General features: G+C 64.4%; 9 protein-coding genes. 4 read left to right on the top strand and 5 right to left on the bottom strand.

Features of this window, described 5'->3' with window-relative positions:
• Positions 1–87 precede the first annotated feature (87 nt).
• The 5 genes from GDH07_RS19410 to edd all read right to left on the bottom strand — a co-directional run bounded on the left by GDH07_RS19410 (position 88) and on the right by edd (position 6,544).
• A complete protein-coding gene (locus tag GDH07_RS19410; protein WP_152898569.1) occupies positions 88–1,347 on the bottom strand; it encodes a D-mannose isomerase in 1,260 nt (419 codons plus the stop codon).
• 194 nt (positions 1,348–1,541) lie between these two features.
• Positions 1,542–2,969 carry an ATP-binding protein gene (locus tag GDH07_RS19405; RefSeq protein WP_103324753.1) on the bottom strand — a complete coding sequence of 476 codons (1,428 nt, stop codon included), beginning with the start codon at positions 2,967–2,969 and terminating at the stop codon, positions 1,542–1,544.
• A gap of 31 nt (positions 2,970–3,000) precedes the next feature.
• Positions 3,001–3,732: a response regulator gene (locus tag GDH07_RS19400; RefSeq protein WP_085597350.1), complete on the bottom strand. Its 732-nt coding sequence runs from the start codon at positions 3,730–3,732 to the stop codon at positions 3,001–3,003.
• Between the two features lie 38 nt (positions 3,733–3,770).
• A complete protein-coding gene (locus GDH07_RS19395) occupies positions 3,771–4,721 on the bottom strand; it encodes a glucokinase (protein WP_152898568.1) in 951 nt (316 codons plus the stop codon).
• The gene (gene edd, locus GDH07_RS19390) at positions 4,718–6,544 is read right to left on the bottom strand and encodes a phosphogluconate dehydratase (RefSeq protein ID WP_152898566.1); all 1,827 of its coding nucleotides are present in this window, start codon (positions 6,542–6,544) and stop codon (positions 4,718–4,720) included. The genes GDH07_RS19395 and edd overlap by 4 nt, the downstream gene beginning before the upstream one ends.
• A 223-nt stretch (positions 6,545–6,767) precedes the next feature.
• Between edd and gap the strand changes: the two genes are divergently transcribed.
• The 4 genes from gap to GDH07_RS19370 all read left to right on the top strand — a co-directional run bounded on the left by gap (position 6,768) and on the right by GDH07_RS19370 (position 12,254).
• Positions 6,768–7,772, top strand: coding sequence for a type I glyceraldehyde-3-phosphate dehydrogenase (gene gap / locus GDH07_RS19385; RefSeq protein ID WP_068579201.1), 1,005 nt, complete (start codon positions 6,768–6,770; stop codon positions 7,770–7,772).
• Positions 7,773–7,909: 137 nt separating this feature from the next.
• Positions 7,910–8,428: an RNA polymerase sigma factor gene (locus tag GDH07_RS19380; RefSeq protein ID WP_031320365.1), complete on the top strand. Its 519-nt coding sequence runs from the start codon at positions 7,910–7,912 to the stop codon at positions 8,426–8,428.
• Positions 8,429–8,542: 114 nt separating this feature from the next.
• Positions 8,543–9,511, top strand: a complete 969-nt coding sequence (locus GDH07_RS19375) for a FecR family protein (RefSeq protein WP_343038288.1) — start codon at positions 8,543–8,545, stop codon at positions 9,509–9,511.
• Positions 9,512–9,635: 124 nt separating this feature from the next.
• Complete coding sequence (locus GDH07_RS19370) at positions 9,636–12,254, top strand: TonB-dependent receptor (protein ID WP_152898564.1); 2,619 nt, start codon at positions 9,636–9,638, stop codon at positions 12,252–12,254.
• Positions 12,255–12,341 lie beyond the last annotated feature (87 nt).

The raw sequence follows: 12,341 nt of genomic DNA, 5'->3' as shown, positions 1-12,341 counted from the left end.
CAAGTCTGGTGCTTGCGCTGCAAACGAGTCTAAACAGCCTAGTCCAGCGCCCGGGTAACGAAGCGATGGGGAAATGTCACCGCATGGTTACACAGCGCCCGTGGCAGACACTCGGGCCAGGGCCGAGGCCATGCTCGGCGCCAGCGGCAAGCGCGGAATCAGCACGGCCTGCCAGGCGTGATAAAGGTCCGGCTTGCCGCCCCAGATTTCTGCCGCAGGGCGGTTGTCCAGGCCCAGCTCGTGGTGCCAGCTGCCGAACTCGCGGTCGATGAAATGCTCCTGGCAGAACTCCCAGAAAACCCGGTACCAGGTCTCGTAGCGCTCCTCTGCGGTGCGCCTGAGCAGGGCACTGGCGGCGGCGCTGGCTTCGGCGTGGGTCCAGTGCAGGCGCTGGCGCACCACCGGGCGGTTGTCCCAGTCCAGGGTGTAGACGATGCCCGGGGCGCCATCCACGTTCCAGCCGTGACGGCAGTTGCTGTCGAACAGGCGCTGGGCATCCAGCACCAGCCAGCCAGGGGTCAGCATTCCGGCCTGGCCCCGCGCGGCTTCCAGGTGCAGCAACAGCCGCGCCCACTCGAATCCGTGGCCCGGCGTGGTGCCGAAGGGGCGAAAACCATCGGCGGGACAATCCCGGTTGTAATCGCGCAAGGGCTGCCAATCCAGGTCGAAGTGCTCGACCACCATGAAGTCGTTGGCCGCGGCATGGCCGTGGATCAAGCGCTCGGCGATGCGCAGGGCACGGCTGAGCCAGCGCGGGTCCTGGGTGACATCGGCCAGGGCGAGAAAGGCCTCGGTGGCGTGCATGTTGCTGTTGGCCCCGCGATAGGCCTCCTGTTCGCTCCAGTCGCGGCTGAAGGACTCGATCATCGCGCCCTCCTGCTCGCTCCAGAAATGCTCCTCGATCACGCCGACCGCCTGCTCCAGCAAGGCCTCGGCCCCCGGGCGCCGGGCCACCACCGCGGAACTGGCGGCCAGGGCGACGAACGCATGCAAGTAGGCAGCCTTGCCGCCATTGCCGTCGGCCTGCCCGGCCACCGCGAACCAGCCGCCGTGCTCGGCATCGCGCAGCGGACCTAAAAGCGCCGCGACGCCGTGGTCCACCAGTTCGGCAAAGCCAGGCAGCCCCTGGATATGGGCCATGGCGAAGCTGTGAGTCATGCGCGCGGTATTCATGGTTCCGGCCCGGGCGCCGGCAGGCAGGCAGCCCCGGGCATCCAGGTTGCCGAAGCCCTCGGCAAGCCGCGAAGCCTTGGCGAAATCCAGCAGCCGCAGGCCCTCGGCGGCCAGCCAGCTGTGGTGTGCGGGAGCGTTCAGCCAACTGCTGAACGGCAGGGAAAGAGGTTCCATGGACGACCTGTTGTTGTTCTTGTCGAAGGCTTGAGTCTAATCAAGCCAAGGTTCGCCCCAGGTAACGAAGGACACGGCAAATGTCACCAGGTCGTGACAAACCAGCGGGCGCCGGTAGGAGCGAAGCTTGCTCGCGATGCACGATACCGCGCCCTGCCCGGCAAGCCTCGCTGCTACAGGAGAAGAAGAGTTGTTCAGTCCGCGAAACGCGGCAGGTACAAGGTCACCCGCAGGCCACCTTCGCGCAGGTTCTGCAAGCTGACTTCCCCGCCATGGCTATGGGCGATGTTGCGCGCGATGCCCAGCCCCAGGCCGTAGCCCTGTTGCTGGCCGGCCAGGCGAAAGTGCGGCTCGAAGACCTGCTCCAGCCGCTGCTGGGGCACGCCGGGACCCTCGTCGTCCACATGCAGGATGAAGGCGCCAGCGTCATCCTCGATATGCAGGTGGGCGTTCTGCCCATATTTCAGGGCGTTGTCGATCAAATTACCCATGCAGCGCTTGAGCGCCAGGGGCTTGCCCGGGTAGCTGGCCAGGGCCCGTCCCTGCTGGGTCACCCGGCCATTGCCGGCGGGCGCCAGGTAAGGTTCCACCAGGCAATCGAGCACCTGGTTCAAGTCCACCGGCTCGATGTTCTCGTGGATGTCAGTGTCCTTGACGCATTGCAGGGCGCCCTTGACCAGCAGCTCCAGCTCATCGAGGTCACGGCCGAACTTGGCTTGCAGTTGTTCGTCCTCCAGCAACTCCACCCGTAGCCGCAGGCGGGTGATGGGAGTGCGCAAGTCATGGGAGATGGCGCTGAACAGCTGGCTGCGCTCGGTCAGGTAGCGGCTGATGCGCTCGCGCATGCTGTTGAAGGCCCTCGCCACTTCCACCACCTCGCTGCCGCCGCCCGGCGCCACCGGCTGCACATCGGCGCCCAGGGACAACTCGCGAGCGGCCCGGGCCAGGCGCTTGAGGGGCCGGCTCTGCCAGTGCACCAAGAGGCCGATGAACAACAACAGGAAGCAACTGGTCAGCAGGATGAACCACACCTGCTGCGCCGGCAGGCCCTGCTCTTCGAGGCTGGTGTAGGGCTCGGGCAGCAATGAAGCGATATACAGCCACTCGCCCGGGGCCATCTGGATCTGGGTCACCAGCACCGGCGGGTTCACCGGTTCCAGGGTCAGGGCGTAGTGGGCCCAGGACCGTGGCAGCTCGTCGAGCTTCAAGCCACCGTTGAAGATCCGCAGATCGTCGGGCCGTACGAAGGTCACGGAGATATCCGCATCGTTGCCCAGGGACTGGCGCAGCACCTGCTCCACCGCCTGCAGTACCGCCTCCTTGCGTGGCGTGGCCGGCAACACCTGCATGTCCAGCGGCTTGTCGTTGAGGGTCACGACAAAACGCGTGCCGCCCATGCTGCGCAACTGGTCGAGTACCAGCGGCCGATAGGCCACCGGCAGCGAACGCAGGTAACTGACGCTGGCGGTCATCGAATGGGCCAGGCTGCGGGCGCTAGTCACCAGGCCCTCGAGCTGGGTGGCGCGCAACTGCGAGACCCAGATCACGCTGGACAGGGCCTGGGCCAGCAGCACCACCAGCAGGGTCAGCAACAGCATCCGGCCCAACAGCGAACGCGGCATGGGCACCCGTTGCAGGCAGCCCTTGAGGGTTTCAGCGAGCACAGTCAGCTACCACATTGGCCGCCAACTGGTAGCCGCTGCCGCGCACCGTGCGAATCAGCCGCGGCGGTTTTTCCGTGTCCCGCAAGCGTTGGCGCAAACGGCTGACCGCCATGTCGACGATGCGATCCAGGGGCATCAGGTCGCGGCCACGGGTGGCATTGCCAATGGTGTCGCGGTCGAGGATTTCCTGGGGATGATCGAGGAACAGCTTGAGCAGGGCGAAGTCGGCGCCGGAGAGGATCACTTCCTCACCGTCGTTGTGGAACAGACGGTGGCTGATCACGTCCAGGCGCCACTCGTCGAAGCACAGCACCTCGCCGCCCGCCCGTTCCTGGGCGAATTGCGCGCGGCGCAACAAGGCCTTGATCCGTGCCTGCAGCTCACGAGGGCTGAACGGCTTGCCCAGGTAGTCATCGGCCCCCAGCTCCAGGCCGATGACCCGGTCGGCCTCGTCGGAACTGGCGGTGAGCATGATGATCGGCACCTGGCCGCGCTTGGGGTGCTGGCGAATCCAGCGGCACAGGCTGAAACCGTCCTCGTCGGGCAGCATCACGTCGAGGATCACCAGGTCGCTGGGCGCCTCGTTCAGGGCCTGGCGAAAACCCGCGCCATCGGCGGTGCTGCGCACCTGGAAACCGCAACGGCTGAGATAAGTCTCCAGCAGCTCGCGGATTTCCTGATCGTCGTCGACCAACAAGATCGACCTACTGACTGAACTCACCCATGCCGTCCTTTGTTGTTGTCATGAATGGAGGGCGATTATGCCTGTTCCAGGGCCACCCCGGCGCCGGTCAGTCCGGAATAGGGCGCGGTCACCAGCCACACCGGGATGCCCTTGAAGTAGTCGCTCATGCAGCCCTTGTCGGCAAAGCTCTTGGCGAAGCCGCTCTGGATGAAAAAGTCGGCAAAGCGCGGGATCACCCCACCGACGATGTACACCCCGCCCCGGCCGCCGGTGGTCAGCACGTTATTGCCCGCCACCCGGCCCAGCCAGCAACTGAACTGCTCCAGTACCTCGCGGGCGATGGGGTCGCCGGCCAACCCCGCAGCGGTAATCGCCTCGGGGGTATCCAGGCGCGGCTCGTGGCCGTCCACTGCGCAGATGGCCCGGTAGACCCGGGGCAGGCCGCCGCCGCTGAGGGCTGTCTCGGCGCTGACATGGCCGATTTCGTCGTGGATGTGTTGCCAGAGCTGGGTTTCCCGGGGGCTGCTCAAGGGCAGGTCGACATGCCCACCCTCCCCTGGCAGGGCCATGTAACGGCCATCGCCGAAGTTCAGCAGGGTGCCCACGCCCAGGCCGGTGCCCGGGCCGATCACCACCGCCGGACGCAACGGCTCGGCAACGCCCTCGCAGACCACGCGGAATTCATCCGGTTGCAGCCGGGTCATGCCCAGGGCCATGGCCGAGAAATCGTTGACCAGCAGCAAGCGCTCGACCTGCAGCGCCTGGCAGAACGCCTGGCGGTTGAGGTGCCAGTGATTGTTGGTGAAGCGGAACTCGTCGCCGCTGACCGGCCCGGCCACCGACAGGCACACCGAACCCACCGCGCCCAGGGCCAGGCCCTGTTCCTTCAGGTAGGCCTTGATGGCATCTTCCGGACAGCTGTAGTCCGCCGTGGCATGGACCTGGATCGCGTCCAGCTGTTGGTCTTTCCACAACGCGAACCGGGCGTTGGTGCCGCCGATGTCACCGACCAGGGCCAGTTTCAATTCAGTGTCTCCAGGGCAGAAGTGAAGGCGCTGGCGCCCTGCTCTGCCGAGCTGAAGGCCATGCGCATGAAGGCGAAGAGTTCGCGGCCGGTGCCGACGTTGTTCCCCAAGAGGCCCTTGGCCGGCTCGCGGGCGGCGAACTGTTCGGCGTCCACCTTAAGCTCCAGGGTGCCCTTGACGCCATCCACACGAATGATGTCGCCGTCCCGCACCCGGGCCAGCGCCCCGCCGACCTGGGCTTCGGGGCTGACATGGATCGCCGCCGGGATCTTGCCCGAGGCGCCGGACATGCGCCCGTCGGTGACCAGGGCCACCTTGAAGCCACGATCCTGCAGCACACCCAGGAAGGGGGTCATCTTGTGCAGTTCGGGCATGCCGTTGGAGCGCGGGCCCTGGAAGCGCATCACCGCCACGAAGTCTTTCTCCAACTGGCCGGCCTTGAAGGCGTCGGCCAGGTCCTGCTGGTCCTGGAACACCATGGCCGGAGCCTCGACGACCTGGTGCTCGGGAGCCACGGCGGAGACCTTCATCACTCCGCGCCCCAGGTTGCCTTCCATGACCCGCAGTCCGCCTTCCGGCGAGAAGGCCCGGGCCACCGGACGCAGGATGCTTTCGTCGAGGCTCTCGATCGGGCCGTCGCGCCATACCAGCTTGCCGTTGTCCAGGAATGGCTCCTGGGTATAGCGGCTCAGGCCGGGGCCAGCCACGGTGTTGACGTCTTCGTGGAGCAGCCCGGCCTCCAGCAATTCGCGGATCAGGAACGACATGCCGCCGGCGGCCTGGAAGTGGTTGATGTCGGCCTTGCCGTTGGGATAGACGTGGGACAGGGTCGGCACCACCTCGGACAGGTCGGCCATGTCCTGCCAGGTCAGCTGGATGCCCGCAGCCTGGGCGATGGCCGGCATGTGCAGGGTGTGGTTGGTGGAGCCACCGGTGGCGTGCAGGGCGACGATGGAGTTGACCAGGCAACGCTCGTCGACGATTTCACCAATGGGCGTGAAGGCGCCGCTCTGGCGGGTCAGGCGGGTGACCTGTTGCGCCGCCTCATGGGTCAGGGCATTGCGCAACGGCGTGTTGGGGTTGACGAAGGAGGCGCCGGGCAAGTGCAGGCCCATGACCTCCATCAACAGCTGGTTGGTGTTGGCGGTGCCATAGAAGGTGCAGGTGCCCGGGCTGTGGTAGGACTTCATCTCCGATTCCAGCAGCTCTTCGCGACTGGCCTTGCCTTCGGCATAGCGCTGGCGCACGTCGGCCTTCTGCTTGTTGGAGATCCCCGAGACCATGGGGCCGCCAGGGACGAAAATCATCGGCAGGTGGCCGAAACGCAGGGCTCCCATCATCAGGCCGGGGACGATCTTGTCGCAGATACCGAGCATCAGGGCGGCATCGAACATGTTGTGCGACAGCGCTACCGCAGTGGACAAGGCAATGACCTCGCGGCTCGGCAGGCTCAGCTCCATCCCCGCCTCGCCCTGGGTCACACCATCGCACATGGCCGGGGTACCACCGGCGAACTGGCCCACCGAACCGATCTCGCGCAGGGCCTTCTTGATCAACTCGGGGAAATGCTCGTAGGGCTGGTGCGCCGACAACATGTCGTTATATGACGAAACAATTGCCACGTTAGCCGCGTTCATCATCCGCAGGCTGTGCTTGTCTTCGGCGCCACAACCGGCCACCCCGTGGGCGAAGTTCGCACATTGCAGCTTGCCGCGCTGCGGACCGTCGCTGGCTGCACCGCGAATCAGGGCGAGATAGGCCTGGCGAGTGGCGCGACTACGGGCGATGAGCCGTTCGGTGACCTCAAGAACGCGGGGATGCATGTGTAGAACTCCAGGCTAACGGATGTGGCGACCTGTTTGTCTATGCTGGTCCAAAGCCCCGCCGCTGGGGGGCAGCGGAGGAAATTCCTGACCATTCGGACCAGTTGATTCAGGTCACTCGTTGTAGATAAGACAAAATACTGCCACTAAAAAGGCTTGTTTTCTATTTCTATGCGAATAATCTTGTAATTCCAACAACAAATCCTACGACAGGCGTTTACCCATGACTCTTCGAATCGCAATCAATGGTTTTGGCCGCATCGGCCGCAACGTCCTGCGCGCACTCTATACCCAAGGCTATCGCCAGGATCTGCAGGTCGTCGCCATCAACGATCTCGGAGACAGCGCTATCAATGCCCACCTGCTCAAGCACGACACTGTCCACGGCCTGTTCGACGCCGATATCCAGCATGACCAGGAGAGCCTGACCGTCAATGGCGACCGTATCGCGGTCAGCGCCATCCGCAACCCGGCCGAGCTGCCCTGGGCCGCAGAGAAGATCGACGTGGTGTTCGAATGCACCGGGCTGTTCACCGACCGGGCCAAGGCCGCTGCCCATCTTACTGCCGGCGCACGCAAAGTGATCATCTCGGCTCCGGCCAAGGGCGCCGATGCCACCGTGGTCTACGGGGTCAACCATGACATCCTGCGCCAGTCGCACCAGATCATCTCCAACGCCTCCTGCACCACCAACTGCCTGGCCCCGGTGGCCCAGGTGCTGCACCGCGAGCTGGGGATCGAGAACGGCCTGATGACCACCATCCACGCTTACACCAACGACCAGAACCTCACCGACGTCTATCACACCGACCCCTACCGCGCCCGCTCCGGCACCCAGAACATGATCCCGAGCAAGACCGGCGCAGCCGAAGCCGTGGGCCTGGTGCTGCCGGAGCTGGCCGGCAAGCTGACCGGCATGGCGGTACGGGTGCCGGTGATCAACGTCTCCCTGGTGGACCTGACCGTGACCCTCAAGCGCGATACCAGCGCCGAGGAAGTCAACGCCCTGCTCAAGAGCGCCAGCCAGCATTCGAAGATCCTCGGCTACAACACCCTGCCGCTGGTTTCCAGCGACTTCAACCACAACCCGCTGTCGTCGATCTTCGACGCCAACCACACCAAGGTCAGCGGCGGCCGCCTGCTCAAGGTCCTGGCCTGGTACGACAACGAGTGGGGGTTCTCCAACCGCATGCTGGATAACTGCCTGGCCCTGTGCAACGCCGAATGATCGGCTGACCATCGGCCGACGGCAGAGGTTCCCGCCAGGAAATTGTCCACTGCCTGGCGGGATGGACCACACAAGGCTTGACCACGGATGTATATGACAATCATTATCATCCGCTAAAAAATGGATCAGGCCTTGCTGTGAGTCAGACGCACTTCAACCATGTATTCCTCACTCAACGAACTTCTCTGCTGCGTACGCTGGAGCGGATGGTCAACAACCACAGCACCGCCGAAGACTTGCTGCAAGAGACCTACCTGCGCGTGACCCGGGCGCTTGCCGAGCGAACCATCACCCACCTCGAACCCTTCGTGTTCCAGACCGCCCGCAACCTCGCGCTCGACCACCTGCGGGCCCGGCGCATCCAGGACCGGACCCTGCTCGAGGACGTACCGCAGCAGGTACTGGAGAGCGTCGCGGCGCCCACCAGCAGCGCCGAGGATGCCGCCCATGCCGAACAACTGCTGGAACGCCTGAACCTCAGCCTGGGCCAGCTCAGCACCCGCCAGCAGCGGATCTTCATCCTCAGCCGCCTGCACGGCCAGAGCTACCAGGAGATCGCCGACGAACTGGGGGTCTCCCCGAGCACGGTACAAAAGGAACTGAAACTGATCATGGCCATCTGCATCGGTGTCGCCGAACGCCTCGAAGGCCAATGAGCCTCGACGACCAGGCAGAATGACTGCGTCAGCCCCGGGGCTTTTGCTAACCTTGCCGGGCTTTCGCTCTCTCTTGAAAAAACAGCTGCGCACAGACGTGGCCGAGGAACACCCGTGACGGACTTTCACAGCGCCGAGCCCCCCACCCCTGCCGGCCAGAATCCGAATATCCAGGCCATGGACCAGGCCCTGGACTGGCTGATCGAACTGGAACACCCGACCCAGGAACAGATAAGTCGATTCCACCAGTGGCTGGCGGCGTCACCGCTCAACGCCCAGGCCTTCGCCAAGGCCCAGGCCATCTGGGATGGCCCGCAAGTGGCACAGTCCGCCCTGGCCCTGGCCGCTCCCGCGAAGGTCTCGCCACTGGCCCGCCTGCGCCCACATTGGAAACCCTTGGCCACCGCCGCCGTGCTGGTCCTTGGCTTGTTCAGCTTCAGCAACCTGCCCCTGCGCCTGCAGGCAGACCACCTGACCCTGGTGGGCGAACGCCAGCGCCTGCAACTCGAGGACGGCTCCCGGGTGCTGCTCAACACCAACTCGGCGTTCTCCAGCAATGTCGACGAGCACCGGCGCACCGCGCGGCTGTACCAGGGCGAAGCGTTCTTCGAGATCCCGGGCAATCGCGGGCTGCCCCTGGAACTGGAGGCCGGCCCGGTGCGCGCCAGCGTGCGCGATACCACCTTCGCCGTGCGCTACCTGGATGGCATCGCCCAGGTCCAGGTCCAGCGCGGGGATATCGATCTGCGCGCCACCCATGCCGACCAGAGCCTGCGCCTGCGCGCCGGCGAAAGCGTACGGGTCGGTCCCCAGGGCTTCGAGCAGACAGCCAGGCTCGACGCCGGCAAGGACCTGGCCTGGGTCGAAGGTCGCCTGGTGTTCGAGAACTGCCCCTTGAGCCAGGTGCTGGCGGAACTGCGGCGCTACTACCCGGGCTGGATCATCAACAACAACGAACAACTGGCCGATGTCGCGGTAACCGGCAACTACCGCCTGGATCAGCCCCTGGACGTGGTCCGCTCCCTGGCCCACATCACCTCGGCACGGCTGTCGGAACTGCCGGCGCTGATGATTCTCAATTGAGAACAATTATTTTTACGCGATAGCAGCGAGTCGTACGTCTCGTTATAGCCAATGCAAGTGATTCGCATTTTTGAATGTGAATCTGCACACCTATAAAAGATTCGTGCGACCCGGAGCGCTTTCGATGTCTTCTTGCCTCAACAGCCGATCCTCAGTTCCTCACTCCCGCCTGCATCACTGCACCCTGTCGCTGCTCACCGCGGCCATCCTGCTGGCCGGTGCCCAGGCCGCACCGGCGCTGGCCGACCAGCCTGCAGCGCCCGCCAGCCAGCGCATGGGCAACTACAACTTCGCCATTGCCCAACAGCCCCTGGTGTCGGCCCTCAACGCCTTCACCAGCGTCACCGGTTGGCAGGTCGGCCTGCCGGCCGAACTGGGCACGGGCGTCAAATCCCCGGGAGTACACGGTTCGCTACCGCCGGAAAAAGCCCTGGAGCGGCTGCTCTCCGGCACCGATCTGAGTTATCGCAAGTTGGGCAGCAACAACATCGTCCTGGAAAGGCGCAGCAGCTCGAATACGGTGAACCTGCAACAAGTGACCATCAGTGCCACCCGCCAGGAACAGGACATCAACTCGGTACCCAGCACCGTCAGCGTGCATACCCGGGAAGAGCTCGACCGGCAGAACGTCACCAACATCAAGGACCTGGTGCGCTATGAACCCGGGGTGTCGGTAGGTGGCGCCGGCCAGCGCGCCGGCATCAGCGGCTACAACATCCGTGGTATCGATAGCGACCGGATCCTGACCCAGGTCGACGGCGTCGAAGTTCCGGGGCACTTCTTCAGCGGCCCCTATGCCAAGACCAACCGCAACTACGTCGATCCGGAAATCGTCAAGCGTGTGGAGATCCTCCGCGGCCCGGCCTCGGTGCTGTACGGCAGCAACGCCATCGGCGGCGCGGTCAGCTACTACACCCTGGACGCCGACGACATCATCAAGCCCGGCCAGGATGTCGGTGCACGACTCAAGGCCGGCTACAGTTCGGCCGACGAAAGCTGGCTCAAGTCCGGCACCTTCGCCGGGCGTGCCGGCGAGTTCGACGGCCTGTTGCACCTGAGCCGGCGCGATGGCCACGAAGTCGAATCCTATGGCAGCAACAACGGCACCGGCCTGGACCGCACCGCCGCCAACCCGGAGGATGTGCGCACCACCAACGTCCTGGCCAAGCTGGGCTGGAACTATGCGGACGACGCGCGCCTGGGCCTGACCTACGAGAAATACAAGGACGACCGCGACACCAACCAGAAAAGCGCGGTGGGCGGGCTGTTCCTCAATGGCGTCGGGCAGAACTGGTACCGCTCGCGGACCGGCAACGACACCATCACCCGGGAACGCTTCGGCCTGGAAAACAGCTTCGCGCTGGAATCCCCCGTGGCGGACCGGATCAAGTGGAGCCTGAACTACCAGATCGCCAAGACCGACCAGACCACCAGCGAGCGTTATAACCCGGTCTCGATATACACCCCGGTGGCCCGTGACGTGCTGCGCGAACGCAAGACCCTCTACGAGGAAAAGCAATGGGTGTTCGACGCCCAGTTGGAGAAGGCCTTCGCCCTGGGTGAAACCGACCACCAACTGACCTACGGCACCACCCTCAAGCGGCAGAAAGTCACCGGCTCACGGGTCGGCACCGCCACTTGCCTGAAGGTCGGCGCAGGCTGCACCGCCATCGGCGCTCCCAGCCCGACCGCCGGCGACAGCGTGAAGAAGTCCAGCGACTTCCCGGACCCGACCATCAACAGCTACGCCCTGTTCGCCCAGGACCAGATCAGCTGGAACGCCTGGACCTTCACCCCGGGCCTGCGCTACGACTACATCCAGCTCAAGCCGCACCTGACCGATGAGTTCATCACTGCGGTCGCCCCCAAAGGCACCACCCGGATCAACGTCAATGAAAAAACCTGGCACCGGGTATCGCCCAAGTTCGGCCTGACCTATGCCTTCGACGAGCACTACACCGCCTACGGCCAATACGCCGAGGGCTTCCGTACCCCATCGGCCAAGGCACTTTATGGGCGCTTCGAGAACCTCAACGTAGGCTACACCGTCGAACCCAACTCCAACCTCAAGCCGGAAACCAGCAAAGGCATCGAGACCGGCCTGCGGGGTAACTTCGACGCTGGCTCCTTCGACGTCTCGGTGTTCTACAACCAGTACCGCGACTTCATCAACGAAGACGCGATCACCCCTGGCACCCAGACCGCCGTCATCCAGAGCAGCAACATCAAGCGCGCCACCATCAAGGGCGCCGAGGCCAAGGGCCGCTTGAACCTGGATGCCTTCGGCGCGCCCCAGGGCCTGTACACCATGGCCTCGGTGGCCTATGCCCACGGGCGCAACAATGACAACGGCGAGCCGATCAACAGCGTCAATCCGCTCAAGGGCGTGTTCGGCCTGGGCTACGACCAGGATGACTACGGCGCGTTGCTGAGCTGGACCCTGGTCAAGCGCAAGGACCGGGTCGACGACAGCACCTTCAAGGCTCCGGATGGCCGCCTGACCAGTGGCCAGTTCAAGACGCCCGGCTTCGGCATCCTCGACCTCACCGGCTTCTACAAGGTCACCAACGACCTGACCGTCAATGCCGGCCTGTACAACCTGACCGACAAGAAATACTGGAACTGGGATGACGTACGCGGCTACGACAGTGTCGGCGAAGCTGGAGTGACCGCCCCGGCCAACCTCGACCGCCTGACCATGCCCGGACGTAACTTCTCGGTGAACCTGGTCTGGGATATCTGACCCAGCCGCTCCTCACTGCTCTTTTTCATCAGGGGCAGTGAGGATTTTTTACTGTGTCGCGTCTTCTTGTTCGTCTAGTTATAACTG

The organism is Pseudomonas piscis (assembly GCF_009380155.1).
Classification (GTDB): Bacteria; Pseudomonadota; Gammaproteobacteria; order Pseudomonadales; family Pseudomonadaceae; genus Aquipseudomonas; species Aquipseudomonas piscis.
Note: the sequence above shows the minus strand (reverse complement) of the source record. Positions and strands in the feature narration are given on the sequence as shown.